We start from the raw sequence: 19923 nt of genomic DNA, 5'->3' as shown, positions 1-19923 counted from the left end.
ATCATGAATAGAAAAGTGGTTTTGTTGCTTGTTTTGCCGGTCGGTATGCTGTTGCTCATTTTATCTGTATTGTCCTGCTGCCAATACACGGCAGCCGATCAATTGGCGCCTACTGAAATAAAGCCAGCTTCGGCGCAGCTGGTACAAGGCGGATGGATATGGCTGATAGGGAAACCGGATGACTCCTATCTTGAATTCAGGTCGGATAGCAAGAGCCAAAGCTTTAGCATCTCTTCTGATTCTTATAAAAGCATGGATTGGAAAAGCTTGCCCAGTGGGCTTGATAGATCGGTGAATCCGTCGTTCAGCATTCATTATACGTTGGAAGCTATTCCGGAACACGGAGTTAACTTACAGGTTAAGGTGCTTGATGCGTATAAATCAATTCCTCAGATGGCCGTTTTCACTAACCGCATGTTATCAGGAATTGTTCAAATCGCCGGTGTCGGTGGAACGACAAGCGGATACCCCTTCAAGAAAACATACGAGCTTTATATTCCGAAGGAGCAGCTGCAGCTCGGAGACAATATCGTGGAGCTGCGGGCTATAGGCTGTATTTATTGTTCGTCTTCGGAGAATCAGTATTTGTGGTGGAAGTGGGATTATATCGGGTTAAGTACTTTGTCTGCACCGGCGGAGGAACCGATTCACGGCAGCTATATCGCATCGGGCACCAGTCTCAACAATATGTCCTTCTATTATGACGAAGGGGCCGTCCGACATCTCCCTTATGTCTTGAAATGGATGGGCATCGCCTATAGCGGCAATGTTATGCGGACCGGCTGCGCTACGGATGTGAAAAATGCCTGTTCAGCTATTGGGCCTTATTACGAAACATTGAGGGATTACAACACACAAGCCGTATCGTTTCATCTGCACACAGGCAATATCAAGCTGCAAATGGATGGGACTCTTCCCAATGATGCCAAAGATAAATTGTATAATTATGTGAAAAATTATGGCTCGCTCTTTCAATACTATGAGATCGATAACGAACCCGGATTATTTAACCGTTCCAAAGCAGTTAATCTGGCTATCGCCAATTGGTTAAATGACAATATCCCTATTTTGGCCCCTCATTTGAAGACGGTGGCTCCAGGGTGGGCTTATGCTCCTTCCTATGAGGTGAAAGCCTGCAAAAACCAACTGCCTAATGGAAAGCGCCAATGCGGTGATCCTGACGGGTGGGAAAGCGATCCGGCCCAGCGCAAGGAGCTTGAGAATGTGACCGACCTGACCAATGGACATTCGTATGGGTCCTCATTTGCAGATAGCCCGGGTGGAAGTTTTGTAGAAAATTTGAAAACATTTGGAGGAGCCGAAGACGGCTTGCCGAAGCTCATGCTGAATACCGAATACGGAACTTCGGATAGCCACATAGATGCCAAACAATTCGGAGCTGTAGACCGGAAATCGGCGGTTTTTGACCGGATCATGCGTGCGCATATCGGTTATGCGGACATGTTCACACATCACGCCGCCTTCTATCCTGACTATTCATTGTTTGAAACAGGCTTTAATTTGAATCATCATAATCCCGCCACAACTAGAATATATGGAAATCCGTCGGAAACGGATACCCGGGCTGGGATAATGAGACGGCTTAATCTGGCCTATGCAACCCATGGCAAGCCGCTCGAATACCGGATAACGAACGCGGAGGATTTATATGACAAGCTGGTTTATTTCCGCGGGGTGGACACTTCTTCTTTGAAGCCTTTGCCTGGATCCCAGGGAACCTCTGATAAAATATTGCTGAACATCGTCAATTTTGAGAAAAGTGTACAAAAGATAGCTGTTCAAGTTATCATGCCTGAGCAGGCGGTCTATGAGGGGGAAAGATTCGGATCGGGAAAGAGCTATGAGGAGGCACGAACTTATATATCGGGATTACAGGCGTCCCCTAATCTTGAGCTGATAGAAACGCTCGGTCCCGGCGAAGCGGTTCAATACATTCTGACACGCTCTGCAGACGTTAAGCCGAAAGCACCGACTTGGGTTAAGGCAGAGCCTCTCCTCCATCATTCGATCGAGCTCAACTGGTTGGAATCGGAGGGGGCCAAGGGTTATGATATTTGGCGCAGTGCCAATTCGGGAGGAAATTATGAGTTAATCGCTGCAAATGTGCAGCAAACTCATTATATTGACAGCAGCACGTTAGCCGGATCGGCATACAAGTATCAAATAAGGCTGCCGGGGACGAGCAAACCTTCCGAAGCTGTAGAGACAGTGGCTACGGATTATGTGCTTCTAGACCGTAAGGATTGGATAGCTTCCAGCAGCTCCGGCGGGAAACCGCAGAACGCAATTGATGATAATACCAATAGTCGATGGGATACAAATGCTCCCCAAACGTACGGGCAATACTATGAAGTTAATATGAAGTCTCTCTTAGCGATCAATCGGATCGAGCTTCAGACGGAAGGCTCGCCGAATGATTATCCGCGCCAGTATGAGGTTTATGTGTCGAACAATAGCTTAACTTGGACGGGACCCATCGCATCAGGTCTTGGAAGCAAGGTTACCGATATTAATTTTGCCCCGCAAAAAGCCAAATATGTGAAAATTGTGCAGACCGGCAAAAGCGGCAGTTATTGGTCTATTCATGAGCTGCAAATATACGGTAATGAGCAGTAGATGGAGAGTTCCAGCGCTGTTTTATCAAAAGTCATTCTGGGGCTGATTGGGCAGCGAGCGCTAGATGAAGGTTTTATCATTGTCTCAATAAACTTGGAAGGCTCTCTGCGGGGGACTATCCAAGTTTTTTACTTTTCTTAACATTAACACTTGTGATTTATATCACTTACTATTTTGACTAAACGACTTATAATCACTTCTATAAGCAACTAAAGTTATTAATTTATAAAGTGGGGGTATGCTTTATGGAACTAGTAAAAAATACCGAATCGAAAAAGCAATTTAGTGGACTTGGGCTTATTATTCTTCTAGGTGGTTTGCTTACGTTCTTGCCGTTTATTTATTTTATGATTAGCTGGGCGCTTGGCGAAGTGCCTAATGTTGCCGGAGGAGTTACGAAGTAAAGAAAGCTGGACCGGATAATTGAACTTGATGTACTTGAGCTCTAAAGCTGGCTTTGTATGTTTCCTATGGTTCAACTTTGTTATCTGTTAATATAAACTATCTTGATGATACGAATGTATCATCAGTGAAAGGACTTCGATCAGAAGCTTATCCAAGGAATGAAGAATGAGCGGACCTTCCTACCTGTCTACCTGCTACCCGCCTACCTACCTTTCTACATTAATTAGAATGAGTAGAGTTACATTAGAGCTTAAGGTGTTTAACGCACACCATGATTTAATGGGAATTATTATATGCATAGGGCGAGCTGCGCTGCACGAGCCCTGGAGGATTTGGTACGGAACTAAAAGTTCCGTTATTCCATCAGCCGGTTCTAATCTAAGGAGATAGCGGAAGTGGGAATTCCGTTATGTTGGAAGAACTGGGCATTCGTTCATGAAAATAGAGGTATAACGGAACTAGCACTTCCGTTATACCTCTGTTTTTTGAGCTTTCCAGCTGATAGAGGAACAATTAGTTCCGCATTACCGCTCACTTCCGTGGATTCTAGTACTGGCGGGCTGTTTAGGTGCAGGTGCAGGTGAGGCCATACTTACTTACCGAAAGAAAGGTAATAGATGGAAATCCTCCCGTTAATCCAGCCAGGATATCGTTTGAAACCAATATAACTGGAAAAACTCACGCTAATATAGGTGATATGGGTGAAATCAGCCAAAATCCTTAGAATTAGCATGAGGAATTCCAGTTATTGGGATATGAACCCTATTTTTCAGAGAAATTAACCTGACATTTTCCTGATATTTGAGAGGGCTCCCTAAGCTGCCATGCAAAGCCATAAAAGTTCCTCCAAAAAGACTTTTGGGACAGCCCCGTGATCCAATACCTATTACGGAGTATAAGCTTTATCCATAAAAAGGAATTAACATGAAATTCGCGAATACATACATAAAATTGGATTGTAGGAAATTCACAAGTTAGTGGAAATATATGCGAAATTATGATTTTACAAGATTTTATGAATAAAGATATTACTTTTAAGGGTGACTGCCTTACTTCTAATAAAAAGTTGAAATGGAGTTTGACGCATTACGAAGAATATAGTAGTTTACTTGTGGCTATCAGGCTGAGAGGTTACTAGTGTGTTAGGTAAAGTCTATAGCACGTGTTGGAAGTCAGGTTCTGCTTCTCTACTCTTCCAGGGAGTGACGGATAATTGTATTCGCCAGGTGGTTTATCACCATCGAAGCCCCACCGTGTGCAACTCCCAGCTCTCCTAAATCCGAACAATAAATTTTGACGTCCTGCAAGAAACGCCGGGGAATCATCTCATTGAGTGTATTCCATATGGAATTGATAAGCGTAGGACCAAGCAAGGCGAGAAGGCCCCCCATACATATAACCCTTGGATTATACGCATTGATGACATTAGCCAGACCGATCCCTTGATAATGGCCGAGCTGGTGCACTGCGCTAGTTATTTTGGAATCTCCCTGGTCCATGCTTCGAACAATCTCTGCGAAGGGGAGCTGCTGGGGGGTCGTGTCCAACAATTCGTATAGCGCCTTGATCGAAGCATACATCTCCCAGCAGCCTCTGTTCCCGCATGAGCATTTTTTTCCGTTCATATGGATTGTGGAATGTCCTAATCTTCCGGCAGTACCCGTTGTTCCAGTGAACAACTCTCCCTTGTTATAGACGCCAACTGATAAGCCCCAGGAACTGGTGACGTAGACCAGATGATCAACTGTCCTGGAATGTCCGAAATGCACTTCTCCTATAGCCCCCGCATAAGGTGCAGGATTAATATAAATAGGAAGATCAGGAATTCGCTTAACAAGCTCATTTCGCAGAGGGAAATCATTCCATTCTTGAAGGTTGGCGCTGTAATCCACAACATCGGTGCTTATATTGTAATAGCCTTGAATGACAAGTCCAACGCCTACAACCCCTAGCTGACGATGGGAGTGCGTTTTCTTTAAATCCTCCAAGATGCTCGAGACCGAGTCCACGAAATACATAGGATCTTTGTTTTTCATCGGGAAAACCATACTCTCCAGCTTTTTGCCCAATAAATCGGTAATAAGTAAGGTAAATTGATTAACTTCTATATCGATACCCACACAAATTCCGGCTAATTCATTGATATCGACCAGTGTTGGGGGCCGCCCTCTTGATGTTCCCGTTGTACCTAATTCCACGACAATTCCTTTTTGCAGGAATAAATCTATACAGCTTGATACGGTCATCTTGTTGAGGCCTGTAAGTGCGGCGATTTTGGCCCGGGATACAGGACGATATTGAAGAATCGTATTGATTATGTGTTCCATATTTATTTTTTTGACAAGATCATGATTACCAATCAGACCTTTAGGTTGCATGGCTATCACCACCTTAGGTTATCGCAGTTATTAAGTATAAATAATATATTAAAATAAGTTAGGTGTCAAAAATTAATGATAACTAATTGAGAATTTCAGATGCATTTAGTTTTCTACACACAACCATTATCTAAGTTTGAATCCTTTAACTTTCAGTATTTTCCTAGATTATAAAACTAATTATTGACTTATAACAGAAAAATCATTAAATTAATATTTAGTTATCCAATTAACTTACTTGGTATAATGCATATACTAAATAACTAACAGTTAATTGTATAAGGGCTCATAATTGAGCTTAACAAAAGTGGCGAAGCTTCACTTCGGATTTTTGATAATATCAGACTTTATAAGTTTTCAGCGGAGCTGAAGAAGTCTGATATTGCAAGAAAAGCCACCGCTAAGACACGAATGTATCTTCCTCGAATGGGGTTCGATCAGAAGCTTTTCTTAATGCGTGGAGACTCCAAGTGAGACTGGAGTAGGTCAAGCAATTTTGCATATTATTTCGATTCGGATCGTATCATATGCACCTCCCGGTTTTTAATTTACAAAAGGTGGTGGTAAACAAGGGGGAGTATGAGCAAGTATGTTTATTTAGTATGTTTATTATACAAAATAAATGTTTATTTTGGCGTAAATACATGTATTTTTTATCGATTAATAAATATGGTGCATTTTATTAGTATAAGTTATATACTAAATATAAATGACTGAAAACGCTTTATCATTTTATTTTAAGGGGTGTTCTGTTCATGAAAAAATGGAATATAGGTAGTGTTTTGCTTGCGAGCTTGCTGCTTCTTTCCGCATGTTCATCGCAAATAAAAGACGGTAGCGCGACCTCAGCTAAGGATACGAAGGCGTCTACTGCTCAAAAACCGGAGGAGATAGCGGGAGAAATCTCTTTTTGGTCCTGGTCGCCGGAAGATAACGTGTGGCAAGAATTGATCAAAGCCTTTAACGCCAAATACCCGAAAATTAAAGTGAATTATGTTCGCACCCCATCGGCTGACTATGATAAGAAAATCCAGGTCGCCATCCAAGGCGGAGAAGCTCCGGACGTCATGGCCTTTTCGAATGGACCGATGATCAAAAATTATATCCCCGTCCTCGAGCCACTGGCTCCTTTGGCAGAGAAATCATTAGGCAAGGATTGGGAAAAGCTGTTCAAGGCTACTCCAATGGAATCGGCCAAAAAGAACGACTACAAGGTCATCCCAACGGGAGTTGCAGTCACCCCCTTTCTTTCTTATGATGTGGATTTATTCAAGAAGGTTGGAGCGGAGCCGCCCAAGACCTATGATGAACTCAAGCAAGTTGTGAAAAAGTTTGAAGATGCCAAGCTGCCCGGAATTATCCCGCGACTGGGCTTTGCCGGAGGTAAAAGCACGACCGTTACGGATGTATTCTATACCCTCGTCAATCAAATCGCTCCAGGCAAGCTGTACGATGCAGATGCAGGGAAGGTGAAATTTACCGATCCTTCGTTTATTCAAGCGACTAATGCCTTCAAGCAGTTTTACACAGATCATTTATTTCAGGATGGCAATCTGACGACTAAATTTGATCCGGACCTTAGAGATATGTATGAGCAAAAGAGACAGCTTCCAATGATCCTCGTAGGCGCTTGGATTATGAACGATGTAGCGAATAAGGATGGATTGAAAATAGGCGACCGCACTTTTGGTCTTGCACCGATGCCGACGATTGGTGGCGGCAAGGCAAGTGTTTTGATCAACGGGGATGTTCCGCTCGGGATCAGTAAGGATTCGAAGCATAAGGATGCTGCCTGGAAATTCGTGGAGTTCATGGCTACTGGGGAATACCAGACGATATTGAGCAAGGCATTGCAATTCCTTCCTGTCAAGGAGGGGCTGTCGATGGATAAATCGGGTTTAAAAACAGATATTGAGAAGCAATCGGTTGATGTCATATTAAACGCTCTTACGAAGGATGTAGGCGGAATTCGTTTCCTGGACAATGCCACTATCGAGCAAGCGCTGTTTACTGGTTTGCAAAAGGTTGCGGCAGGATCGGCTACCCCTGAACAAGCAATGGCTGAGGTGCAAAAAGCTTCAGATGCAGTGAAACGCTAATCATCTCGTATTATTAAGATGAAGTTTTCTGTCAGAATGGACCTCTGTTCAAAGTGTCTTCTGGTGCTGTGGCTATCGAATAAGCTTTGGCGTCTTTGGCGGAGGTCCAACTCTTTACTTTAGATGCAAGGAGGAGGGTCTAAGTGGAAACAGCTTTGATGAAATGGAACAAGTCTCCTGCAAAAAAGAAGCGAAGCCGCTACACCGGCTTATTCTTTGCTCTGCCCTTATTGATTTTTGTGTCTGTGTTTACATTCTTCGGCATCTTCTACAATATTTATATCGGTTTTTTCGAATGGTCGGGAATTGGCAGCAAAGCTTTTATTGGTTTCGATAATTATGTGAATCTTTTTTATGATCCGAACTTTTATCAGGCGCTGGGGAATACGGTCTATTTTCTGATCATTACGATCCCTATCTCCATGGCCCTTGGCTTATTGCTTGCCACCTTATTAAATGGAGTTTGGATTGCAGACGGTTTGTTTAAATCGATTTTCTTTTTGCCACATGTTATTGCGGTTGTTACCGTTGGAACGACTTTTGCAGGCATATATGAGCCGAACTTCGGGCTGCTGAACCATATGCTTCAGTTTTTGGGATGGAATAGCTGGACTCATTCCTGGTTGTCCGAACCGGCCACTTCTTTAAATTCAATTGCGGCCGTCTACATATTCGCTAATACCGGATTCTATATGTTGATTTACTATACGAGTCTGTTAAATATGGATCAGGAAATATTCGAAGCGGCAAAAATAGATGGGGCTGGAGTAGTTAAGCAATTTCGCCATATTATTTTTCCAATGCTTATGGGTACGCATATTACGCTTATGATACTTGGCATTATATTTGCTCTTAAAGTATTCGACTTGGTTTGGATTATGACTGAGGGGGGGCCTGGAGGAGCGACGGAGCTCATTTCCACTTATTTGTTCAGGGAATCCTTGCTGAAATATAAAACGGGGTACAGCGCAGCGGTTTCCGTCGTTCTACTGCTCATCGCATTTATTTATACGGCGTTTCAACTGCGCGTTTATAACAAGATTAGGAGGTAAGCGTATGTTCGTTCGACTGCAGTTAGCTGAAAAGATAACGATGAATCTCCTTCTCCTGATCATGGCTTCTATTTGGGTAATTCCACTGGTCTATCTTGTTATGTATTCGCTTGAAGGGGGCAATTGGGCGAATTATGAAGCTGTATTAAGTCTTGATTTATTTCCGCGCTTTCTATTGAACAGCTTTATTGTATCAACTTCGGTTGTGCTGCTACTGCTTATGGCAGTTTCATTGGCCGCTTTTGGCTTCAGTAAGCTGAAGTTCCCGGGGGATTCTTCGGTATTTGCGATTTGCCTGATCGGCCTTATGATCCCGCCTGTTGCTATGCTCGTACCTTTGTTTCAAACGATCAAGGCTTTTCATTGGATGAACACTTATTTGTCGTTGATCGGTCCGGAAGTAGCTATGAGTATTCCCTTTTCACTGTTAATCGCCCGCAATTCGTTTGATGAGATTCCCAACGAGCTTTTGGAGGCTGCGGAGATCGACGGTTCCAATGCATGGGGAAGATTTGTTCATGTTATATTACCTTTGGCAGTGCCTGTGCTTACGACGATTGGCATCTTGGCGTTTTTAAATTCGTGGAATCAGTATTTATTCCCGCTTGTTTTCATCAATAAGGAAACGATGCTGACGGTGACGATGGCACCCAAATTTTTTATCAAAGAGTATACATCCGACTATCATAAAGTATTTGCGGCGCTAGTGTTAATTACAATTCCCATAGTGATTTTATATATTTTCGGTCAAAAGTATATGCAGCGCGGCCTCACAAGCGGAGCTATCAAATAAGTGGCGGGTCGAAGATTCGTTCAATCATTGAATTTGGCTAGGAGGTTAAGATGAGAGAACAACAAGCCGTGAGAAAAAAACCGAATATACTGTTTCTGATAGCAGATGATCATAGATTCGATGGCCTGGGAGCGTATGGGAATCCGGTTGTACAGACACCCGTATTGGATCAACTGGCCGCTGAGGGCGTGCTTTTTAAATCCATGTATACGATGGGGGGACAAACAGCTGCGCTCTGTGTGCCTAGTCGTGCTTGTCTTTTAACAGGGGCGAATGTATTTAATACAACAGCTGCCTGTAAAGAGGTTACGCTTGGAGAGACGGAGAATCAGGACCTATGGGCGCTGAATCCTGCACTAGCCACTTTGCCGGAGGTGCTCCGGGCTGACGGGTATCGAACCTTCGGTATCGGCAAGTGGCATAATGGAAAAGGGAGCTTTGCCAGAGGTTTTGCCGGCGGAGCGAATATTTTCTTTGGGGGAATGGGGGATCATGTGGGGCTGCCTCTGCATGCTTTTGACCCGAATGGTATTTATCCGCAGGAGATGGCAGTCCTAAGCGATACTTTTTCTTCGGAGCTGTTTGCAGATGAGGCTATCAATTTCATTCACAGCCATCAAGAGGACGATCCTTTCTTATTATATGTGGCATTTACGGCACCCCATGATCCAAGGACTCCGCCGCAAGAGTATGCTGATTTATATCATGCAGAAAATATTCCGCTGCCTGATAATTATATGACAGAGCATCCTTTCGATAATGGTGAATTGTATGTGCGGGACGAATTATTGGCATCCCTTCCACGGCAGCCAGGCGAAATTCGTCAACATTTGGCCGATTATTACGGCATGATTACTCATCTGGATGTACAAATTGGCCGTATCGTACAAGCGCTGCAACAAAGCGGGCATGCTGAGGATACGATTATCGTGTACACAGCTGACCATGGGCTTGCCTTGGGACAGCATGGACTTTTGGGTAAACAAAATTTGTATGAGCACAGTATCCATATCCCGCTTCTTATGCAGGGACCCGGTTTACCGCAAGGGGTTGAAGTCGGCGGGCTGGGCTGCCAAATCGATATTTTCCCGACTTTATGCGAGCTGACGGGGACGCGGCTTTCCGATACGGTAGAAGGTAGGAGTCTGATGCCTCTAATATCCGGCCAGGAAACAATGCTTAGAGAAAGTGTGTTTTCAGCATATAAAAATGTTCAACGGATGATTAGCGACGGACGGTGGAAATACATTCGCTACTATAGTTCCGGGGATAAGGGTTCTAACCGGATTCAATTGTTTGATTTGTATAAGGATCCATGGGAAATGTCTAATTTGGCCGATGACCCCTTACAGCAAACTCATATTCAACGCTTGGAGGGGGAGTTATTGCGATGGCAGCAGAGCGTTCGCGATCCCCTTCTTCATCATTCTTAGAGAGGTGAGCTGAAAATGAAACGTCGTCCCAACTTCTTGTTCCTGTTTCCGGACACACATCGCGGAGATTGGATGCCGTACCATTCGGATATTTTATCTGCTCTGGGTATGGAAGCTTTACCGCTGCGCATGCCTAATATAGAAGCATTGATGAAGCAAGGTGTTACCTTTACAAGGGCGGTCACTCCCTCCCCTTTATGTGCTCCGGCCAGAGCCTGTCTTGCTTCCGGATTACGATATAACAAAGCGGAAGTTGCCGGCAACCATGAGAATTACTCATTGTCTCGAAAAACGTTCTATTCCATACTGAAGGAAAATGGTTACCGTGTCGGAGGTGTGGGTAAATTTGACCTTCATAAACCCACACATTGGTGGGGGCTGGAAGGCTGGATTGACGATCTGAATCAGCTGGGATTCACGGATGCAATCGATAACGCTGGCAAGATTGATGCGATACATTCCGGCAAAAAGTCCCCGCGTGATCCCTATATGAAATATTTATACGATGAGGGATTGGCTGACATTCATTTGCAGGATATGACTGATCGGGGCCAACGAACGGATGCAACGGATTTGCCGGATGAGGCGTATTGCGACAATTGGCTGACCCGCAATGGCATTCAAATGCTGAAGGAATTTCCTCAAGATCAACCTTGGTTTCTGATGGTTAATTTTGTGGGACCGCATGAGCCGTGGGATATTACACATCGTATGAAGGCCGAGTGGGAGAATGCCCAGCTTTCGAAGCCGAATCGTTGCACGCTGCCGGAAGAAACGTGGAATAGCATCAGGCAAAATTACGCCGCAATGCTGGAGAACATCGATCGCAATATAGGACTTCTACTTGAAGAGGTAAAGAGACGCGGAGAATTGGAAAATACGGTGGTCATTTACTCTTCTGATCATGGAGATATGCTGGGAGATTTCGATAAATTCGGTAAATGCAAACCGGAACGCGGATCTGTGCACATCCCGTTAGTCATTAGCGGTCCCGGCATCCAGCAGAGCCAATATAGCGATGCACTTGTAGAGCTGCAGGATTTGGCCAACACTATCGTGGATTTGGCTGATTTAACGATGGAGGAAGCAAAGGATTCGTTATCCCTCAAAACGGTTCTGCATGGTGAAACCTGCACGTTACGCGATATACAGATTTCGGGATTGGATGAAGGTCCGCAGCATCCAAGCCAATGGAGAATGGTTTCCGACGGGGAATGGAAGCTTATCGTTGAGAAAGACGAATGTGATCGTCTGTACCATCTGAAGAACGACCCATGGGAAAATAGAAATGGGGCAGAAGATCATCCGGACATTGTTGCCAGACTTAAGGAAGCACTACAACAGGATTAATCGTGAGCGTTCATTGGAGATGAATAATTATAGCCTGCCCTTTGCGGCAGGCTGTTTGAGTTATATTGTATAAGGAGCAAAATGAAGCAAGCGAGCCTATTGGAATTATGTAGTTAATATTGGTTTTATTGGAAGATTTAGTAATAATGTCAGCCGTATAAAATAAATAAAGGTTTGTGAGTATTTTGTGAGTCTGAAATGATAGAATGGATTATAAAGTTTTTGTGATTTTGTGGGGAAGGGGGGTCCAGGTGAAAAGCCTTGGCAAACTCATTGGAATTGTTCTGATCTTTACTGTAGTTGCTCTATTGTTTGAGCATATTTATTCGCTCACGATCCCGAATCGGGAGATTCCACCCGCGGAGCGAGGAGTGTTGGATTTAAGGGGTTGGGATTTTAGTAATCAAGGACTGGTGACTCTGGATGGACAATGGGAATTTTATAAGGGAGAGCTATTGGAGCCAAAAGATTTTCGTGCAGGCTTAAGAAACGAAGTCTCTTACCTATCTGTTCCTGGCCCTTGGAGAGGAAATGAAGCAGACGTCGGTATGAGCAGAAAAGGCTACGGGACTTATCGGCTCAAGGTTCTTGTTAAAGGTGCTGACGACATATATGGAGTGAAATTGAGCAGCATCCGTATGTCTCATCGGCTGTATATCAATGGCAAGCTGGAGGGAAGCAGCGGATTTCCGGCAGCAGTCAAGGAAGAGCATATGCCGGGGAATACACCGTACAGTGTTTTTTTTCATTCGAATGCCCAAGAAATTGATATAATTATACAGGTGTCTAATTATATGTATGCTACCGGGGGTATTGTGAACTCAATCCAGTTTGGCAGGAATGGGGATATCACAATGCTGAACGGTTTACTGCTAGGCAGCGATCTGGCTATCATCCTGATTCTTGTTATGTTCGGCGCTTATCATCTTAATCTCTACTTTCTACGCAGCAGAGAGAAAACTTATTTATTTAGCGGCCTGTATTTATTATCTTTATCTGCTATTCATCTATTGTTCGGTGAAAAGATCTTTCAGAGACTGCAGCCGGACTTTCCTTTTGAGATAGTTTACAAGGCATTGGATGTAAGTCAGTTTCTTAGCTCATTATTTATCATTTTATTTTTCTGCTCCATTGATAGCCGTCTCCTATCATATAGAAATAGGATCTGGCTGCTATCCCCTATTGTAGGTTATCTGGCTGCAATTATAATCCTGCCGTATTCGCTTTATAATGAAGTGAGGTATTTGTTCTTTTTATATATGGCAATCGCTCCGCTTTATATTTTGGGTAGAATGATATACTTGTTCAGCATTAGCGGAAGGGGAACGTCCGAACGTAAGGAGCTCTTCTTGTTCATCGTTGCTATTATAGCATTGCTAATCTATCTGGTAGATGGGTCATTGTATTCAGAGAACGTGGTTCAAACCAATTTAAGGGGCAAGGTTGCCGTTATTTGTTTCATTACCATTATGAACGTTATGCTTGCTTACCGCTTTACAAATGCATATGAGAAAACGGAAATTTTAACGCATCAGCTTACCGTTACCAATCAGCTTAAGGATCAGTTTTTAATGTATACGTCACATGAGGTTAAAACCCCATTGCATGGAATTATGAATATAACCTCTTATCTGCTGGATGATGATGAACATAATCTAACCTCTAAACAGAAGCAAAATCTTTGGTTGGTTAAGGATACATCGGTTAAGCTTTCTATGCTCATGCAGGACTTGATTGATGTCACTCGCTTAAAACATGGTGAGCTGAGACTGCAGATGACGGTTGTAGAGGTGAGGTCGGTGACTCAAATTGTATTCGATGTGTTGCAATTCGAACTTGCGGGTAAGATGGTACAGTTGGATAACCAGGTTCCCGTGGATATTTGGGTACAAGCAGATGAGAGCCGATTGCGACAAATCTTGTACAATCTGGTGCACAATGCTATTAAGCATACGGAAAAAGGAAAAATAACAGTAACTTCAAAGGTTTCCAATGGAATGGCTCATATCTCAGTAGCTGATACGGGAACAGGGATTTCTGAAGACAAGCAATCGAGAGTATTTCATTACTTTGAACAGCTGGATGAAGTGCTGCCGGAAGACGGCTATACGGGAATGGGTGTCGGTCTGTATATAAGCCGTAAACTTGTTGAACGTATGGGGGGCGAAATTGGGATCGATTGGACGGAGGTCGGACATGGGACACGCATGACGTTCACACTGCTGAACATAGCCAAGCAATTGCCTGTTCCACATAATCTTTATTCGATCGATCTATATTCTGAAAGAGCTTCTGAGGAGCTTGAACCCATGGATAGCCTGGAGCAGCATGCCTATACCGTTCTTATTGTCGATGACGAGGCATCCAACATTCATACCCTGCTGAACATTCTGAAAAGGCATCGGTATAATGTGATTGCAGCATTTTCAGCTAAAGAAGCATTGGTCAAAATGAAGGAGCATCCTCAGATCGACCTCGTTATATTGGATGTAATGATGCCAGGCACCTCCGGGATCGAGCTTTGCCGTTTGCTGAGAGTAAATTATTCGATTCTCGACTTGCCTATATTGTTTGCGACGGCCAAGGATACATCACAGGATATTGCGCTTGGCTTTAGCGTCGGTGCCAATGATTATTTGACCAAGCCTTTTGAGGCGGAGACGCTGATCGCAAGAATTCAAACACTGATTACGATGAAAACCTCTATACAAGAGGCTATTCACAATAAACTTGCCTTTCATCAAGCTCAGATCAAGCCTCATTTCCTGTATAATGCGCTGAGCAGTGTCATCTCGTTTTGTTATACCGATGGAGAGAAGGCCGCGTATTTGTTATCGAAGCTGAGCCAATATTTACGTTATATTCTGGATAGGGATCGCGATAAGCTATTCGTTACACTTAACCAGGAGCTGGAATTGATTGAAGCTTACGTTGAGATCGAGAAGGCCCGTTTCGGGGAGCGATTTGATTTTGTATGTTATGTTGAGGACAACCTCAAACATCTTGCTATTCCCTCCCTTTCCGTTCAACCGTTTGTGGAAAATGCCATTCGACATGGGTTGTTTGAGAAGGACGGACATGGCATGGTGACGTTGACGATTCAAGAGGGGGACCGGTATTTGCAAATTATTGTGGATGATGATGGGGTAGGGATTCCGGATGATACGCTTTATCAGATTGCCAGTGGTGAAAGCTCAAGCGGCGGTATAGGTATTTCCAATATAAAAAGCCGCCTGGATTCGATTCCAGGTGCTACTATGATCGTTACCTCAGAATTGGGACGCGGAACGAAGGTAACCATGTATTTGCCTCTGACTGTCAGGGATCATCCGGCCATCGAGGAGAGGAGTAAAAAAGTTGTTTAAGGTGCTGCTTGTGGAAGATGAAAAGCCAATTCTTGAATTAATGAAAGTCATTATCGGGAGAAATCCGCACTTTACGATTATCGGCGCTTATAGCAATCCACTGGAGGCGTTGACCAACTTTTCCGAGCTGCAGCCGGACATTGCTTTCCTGGATGTGGAGATGCCTAAGCTAAATGGACTCGAACTGGCACAAAGAATGAATGATATTTCTGACCGCACACGGATTATTTTTACTACGGCTTATAAGGAATACGCCCTGGAGGCCTTTAAGGTATATGCTTTCGATTATCTTCTCAAGCCTGTAACACCAGATGCCATTGAGCGGATAACGGCTCGTTTAATGAAACTCGATAGCCATTCAGCAGCTGTAGAGCAGCCGGCTCTTACCTCTATACGTTGCTTCGGAGGATTTGAGGTTAGAAATTCGCAAGGAGCGCTCGTCCGTTGGCCAACACGCAAGACAGAGGAGCTGTTCGCTTTTTTTCTTTGTTACCCGAATCAGGTTATCAGCAAATGGCATCTGGCGGATTGGCTGTGGCCTGAGATGAATGAAGATAGAGCTTCTCATAATCTGCACAATACCATATATCGTTTGAAGAAGGTATTGAAAGAGCATGAGATTGCGATGGATATTATCAAAACCAATGAAGGCTACATGCTGGAAACTATGAATACCAGTTATGATTTGCTGGAATTTCATAAGACGGCAACCGGAAGCTTGCAGAGTGAGGCGCTAGCAGAACGATTATGTGCCTTATATCGCGGCCACCTTTTGGAACGAAAGGATTATTTGTGGAAAGCTCAGCTTGAGGTTGTATACAGCAAGCAGTTTTCTTCACTTGTTCGCAATCTGGTCCAAGCAGATATGGCTGCGCAACAATGGAGCAAGGCTGAAAAGAAGCTGGATGCTTATTTGTCGATATACACATTGGATGAAGAGATGCATCAATTATTAATGCAGCTTTATGCTGTTAGTGGGAAGATTGAGCAAATTCCTAAGCATTATAATCATTTCGAAGCCCTATACCGGAAGGAGTTTGGGATGGAGCCGTCACCGGAAATGAGGAGCAGAGTAGCGGCTTATTTGGATGACAAGGGAATAGGGTATAGTAATAGTGAATTAGATACAATAAGATAGTAATAACATACATCGAATTACCACGATTTGGATAAAGGAGAAGACTCTCTGAGGGGGTCGGAGGAACAAATGTTCCTTTATTCGATTTGCAACCTCCAATTTAAGTGGATAGCGGGAGCTGGACTTCCTGTATTCTGAGTAAATGGGGCCAGCCATAAGCGTAAAAACAGAGAGATAACGGAAATTTCGTTATCTCTCTGTTTTTTGTGCTTTTTTGGCGATAGAAGAAATGGTAAGTGCTTTACATCACTAAAGTAAGGTAGAGCTTAATATCTTTAACACACCCCATGATCAAGGGGGATCTTTATAAGGATAACGGCGATGAGCCCTGAAGAATTTTTTAACGGAACGGAGAGTTCCGTTATTCCATCTGTCATCTCCAATCTGGGGCGATAGCGGAAGTGGGAATTCCGTTATGTTGGCCGAATGGAGCATTTATGCACCAAAACAGAGCAATAACGGAACTGGCTGTTCCCGTATTACTCTGTTTTTTGGACTTTTCAGGTGATAGAGGAAGAATTACTTCCGCATTATACCCCTCACTTCCAACGCGCGCGAATCCCGGGCGCGCGTTGCCGCATTGCATGGCGGTCGGTCGAACTTCACTTCCGTGAGTGAAGCAGTACTGGCGTGTTGGTTAAGGTTATGTGCAGGTGATTCTTCGCTAAAAGTATAGTGAAACTACTGTACGTACATGGAACAACAGGGAACACGGCAGAGGAGTTCATGGCTATCAATAACGGCTCGAAGACCAGGGGGAGTAAGGAAGCGGCGCAAAGCACAGAGTAGAACAAAAGAGGGAATGGGTGTAGGGGAGTGCGTAAGCGTCCGCCCTGGTTGTCACCTCTGGCAACTGCTCGGGTATGCGACCTGCCTTTGAAGCTCTTGTTCCTCCCGCTGCAAGCCTTCCATTCAAAAAAACACGATTTCAACAGCGTCCGAAATCCCACATCCATCCCTCCAAATCGCACAAACGTAGATCGTACACCAAGGAAGCCGCAAGGCATTTTTCTTATCTATATAGCGTACTATGTTTCGGGGCTCCCGGCAAAGTATCTGAATCAACTTCGAAGCAAGACCCCACTTTGTGGGGATTTTTTAGGGATAGAGGAACACCTACTTCTCCTATGCTTCGCTGCTTTATATTTACATTCGGCTTCATTCGACAATTACTTCGAGTTTGTGAGAATTTTGAGAGAATGCGTCTATATAATGTGAATGGAGTAGAAAAGGTATTCTGAACTAATCAAATGATGGAGATGACTACTTAAGACCCATTTTTATAGGAGATGAGGCGAATTGTTTGCAAAGGTGGAGTAAACTTTTAGTAATCATAATAGGGTCATTGTACCTATTTTTAAATCACTTTTCACTTACAGGGGCAGACCCTCCCAAAACGTATGATGCAGAAGAGCTGTATGAGTATGCCAATCCTGCTGTCTTCTATGTACGGGTATTTCGAGCTGACGGCACATTGAAAGATGTTGGGACGGGTTTTCTGATCGAAGGGGACGGCACAGCGTTAACTGCTTATCATGTAGTGAATGATGCGGATCGAATCTCTTGCGTGCTGTATGAAGGAAAGCTGGAAGTAGCCTGCCGGATTGCAGTCAAAGACGAAACGGCTGATGCGGCCGTGCTGAAGCTAGAGCCCCTTATTGACAGCTCGGGGCGAGAGGAGAGCTACCCCTATTTAAATCTTCATACAAGCACAGTAAGGCATGGAGAGAAAGCTTTTGCTATAGGTTATCCGATGAAAGAAACGAAGATTATTACGGAAGGCATTGTCAACAGCCCGCGGGCTCAGATTAACGGCAGAGATCGAATTCTTGTTTCCGCACAGATTGTTAATGGGATGTCAGGTGGGCCTGTTTTTGATAAATACGGAAATGTTATGGGGATCATTTCGGGTTCCCTTCGTACAATGAACAATATTCATTTGGTCGTTAACACAGAGAATATCAACAAAATGATGGAGAGTGAAAGATAAAAAACTAATAAATGAGGGGAAAGGGATAAACTTTGATGAATGTCTACATTGTAAAAAGGCGAATGGATAAAACGCATGAAACGATAGCAGCAGTATTCTCAGCACCGCAAAAAGCCGAGGCTTATATATATCAAGTTGATGAGTTGCAAGATAAACATTGGATTGAGACCTGGATTGTCGATTTCTATGCTGATCAGAAGACTATGAAGCAACGTTAAATAACAAGGGCTTAACAAGTGGAGGAACGGGGAGATTCGAGAGAAAATCTGCAACACGGTAATGCAGGTGAATTCGGTTATTGATCGATAATGAGGAGCTCAGATTCAGCTAGGGAATAGTATGTTTTGCAAATGTGATGATCGTTTTATCAACATCTGGGAAAAAGCGCTATGCAAGCTCATACACGTATACTCTGCACCGTCTCCCAAAATTCAGTTGAAATGATAGCTTTATGAAAACCGTCTTTCTGTTATCCGTTTCTCCACCCGCGCCCTTCTTCCCTAATATAAATATCTCCCGGGCAATTGCTGCCTTCTCTTCCGATACGATCAGCATCTTATTGATGTTATCTTAACTGAAGCAACTGCGGCCGTTACCCTTTCCTTGTCATGCCCTTTCTGTCATTCCCATTATAACGCGATCTACAATAACATTCCGTTCAAACTCGTTATGGAGCCCATAAAACTGGAAACGCATTGTCGAACGATGTCTATCTACGTTCTGTCAGCTTTCGACTTTTTGTGAGAATTTTGAGAGAACCGTTATGTATAATGGGTTAGGTATTATCAAAAGTCCTGCGACTAAAGTCACAAAGGAGATGTCGAAATGAAACAAACTGGCAGAGCGATGATGTTGGCGCTCTTGGCATTTGTTCCTGTTTCTTGGCGGGTTTTCCATTACGCAAGCAGACCCTCCGGACAAGCATGACGGGAGAAGCCTGTATGAAGCCTATATGCCTCTGTGGAACAAGCAATATCGTATGTCCGGGTATTTCGTTCCGAAGGCACTGTAAAAGATGTGGGTACTGTTTTTTTTGATCCGTTCGGACGGTACAGTTCGGAAGGCATTGTGAACGCTCCCCGCGCCGTGATTAACGGAAGGGATCGCAAGCTAGTATCTATACAGTTGGTGAGCGGCATGTCCGGCGGGCCTTTGATGGATTCGTTTGGGTTTGCGGCCGGGATTCTTTCCGGCTCTCTGCGCACGATGAACGGCATTCATCTGGCAGTAGACTCGCAAGCGGTGATGCAGGTGCTGGAGCAAGATGAACATTAGCGTGTAGA

13 protein-coding genes are annotated in these 19923 nt (G+C 44.0%); 12 read left to right on the top strand and 1 reads right to left on the bottom strand.

Annotation, left to right across the window (positions count from 1 at the left end):
• Nucleotides 1-3: 3 nt before the first annotated feature.
• Nucleotides 4-2637 (top strand): discoidin domain-containing protein, encoded by a 2634-nt coding sequence (locus tag NV381_RS32385; protein WP_258217445.1) that lies wholly within the window; start codon nucleotides 4-6, stop codon nucleotides 2635-2637.
• A 245-nt stretch (nucleotides 2638-2882) separates the two neighbouring features.
• Nucleotides 2883-3041: a hypothetical protein gene (locus NV381_RS32380; RefSeq protein ID WP_258217444.1), complete on the top strand. Its 159-nt coding sequence runs from the start codon at nucleotides 2883-2885 to the stop codon at nucleotides 3039-3041.
• Nucleotides 3042-4229: 1188 nt separating this feature from the next.
• Here the strand turns inward: NV381_RS32380 and NV381_RS32375 are convergent.
• On the bottom strand, nucleotides 4230-5420 hold the full coding sequence (locus NV381_RS32375) for an ROK family protein (protein WP_258217443.1): 1191 nt from the start codon (nucleotides 5418-5420) through the stop codon (nucleotides 4230-4232).
• A 755-nt stretch (nucleotides 5421-6175) separates the two neighbouring features.
• Between NV381_RS32375 and NV381_RS32370 the strand changes: the two genes are divergently transcribed.
• The 10 genes from NV381_RS32370 to NV381_RS32325 all read left to right on the top strand — a co-directional run bounded on the left by NV381_RS32370 (nucleotide 6176) and on the right by NV381_RS32325 (nucleotide 19915).
• The gene (locus tag NV381_RS32370; protein WP_258217442.1) at nucleotides 6176-7519 is read left to right on the top strand and encodes an ABC transporter substrate-binding protein; all 1344 of its coding nucleotides are present in this window, start codon (nucleotides 6176-6178) and stop codon (nucleotides 7517-7519) included.
• A gap of 143 nt (nucleotides 7520-7662) precedes the next feature.
• Nucleotides 7663-8571: a carbohydrate ABC transporter permease gene (locus NV381_RS32365; RefSeq protein ID WP_258217441.1), complete on the top strand. Its 909-nt coding sequence runs from the start codon at nucleotides 7663-7665 to the stop codon at nucleotides 8569-8571.
• A gap of 4 nt (nucleotides 8572-8575) precedes the next feature.
• A complete protein-coding gene (locus tag NV381_RS32360; RefSeq protein WP_258217440.1) occupies nucleotides 8576-9364 on the top strand; it encodes a carbohydrate ABC transporter permease in 789 nt (262 codons plus the stop codon).
• A 50-nt stretch (nucleotides 9365-9414) separates the two neighbouring features.
• The gene (locus NV381_RS32355) at nucleotides 9415-10797 is read left to right on the top strand and encodes a sulfatase-like hydrolase/transferase (RefSeq protein WP_258217439.1); all 1383 of its coding nucleotides are present in this window, start codon (nucleotides 9415-9417) and stop codon (nucleotides 10795-10797) included.
• Between the two features lie 15 nt (nucleotides 10798-10812).
• A complete protein-coding gene (locus tag NV381_RS32350) occupies nucleotides 10813-12147 on the top strand; it encodes a sulfatase (RefSeq protein WP_258217438.1) in 1335 nt (444 codons plus the stop codon).
• A gap of 251 nt (nucleotides 12148-12398) precedes the next feature.
• Nucleotides 12399-15512 carry an ATP-binding protein gene (locus tag NV381_RS32345; RefSeq protein WP_258217437.1) on the top strand — a complete coding sequence of 1038 codons (3114 nt, stop codon included), beginning with the start codon at nucleotides 12399-12401 and terminating at the stop codon, nucleotides 15510-15512.
• Between the two features lies 1 nt (nucleotide 15513).
• Nucleotides 15514-16650, top strand: a complete 1137-nt coding sequence (locus NV381_RS32340) for a response regulator (protein WP_258217479.1) — start codon at nucleotides 15514-15516, stop codon at nucleotides 16648-16650.
• A gap of 1303 nt (nucleotides 16651-17953) precedes the next feature.
• Nucleotides 17954-18640 (top strand): S1 family peptidase, encoded by a 687-nt coding sequence (locus NV381_RS32335; protein ID WP_258217436.1) that lies wholly within the window; start codon nucleotides 17954-17956, stop codon nucleotides 18638-18640.
• 35 nt (nucleotides 18641-18675) lie between these two features.
• A complete protein-coding gene (locus NV381_RS32330) occupies nucleotides 18676-18858 on the top strand; it encodes a hypothetical protein (protein ID WP_258217435.1) in 183 nt (60 codons plus the stop codon).
• Between the two features lie 742 nt (nucleotides 18859-19600).
• A complete protein-coding gene (locus NV381_RS32325) occupies nucleotides 19601-19915 on the top strand; it encodes a hypothetical protein (RefSeq protein ID WP_258217434.1) in 315 nt (104 codons plus the stop codon).
• The last annotated feature ends 8 nt before the right edge of the window (nucleotides 19916-19923 follow it).

The sequence above is a fragment of the Paenibacillus radicis (ex Xue et al. 2023) genome (genome assembly GCF_024722015.1).
Classification (GTDB): domain Bacteria; phylum Bacillota; class Bacilli; order Paenibacillales; family NBRC-103111; genus Paenibacillus_S.
This window is presented reverse-complemented; position numbering and strand designations above follow the sequence as displayed.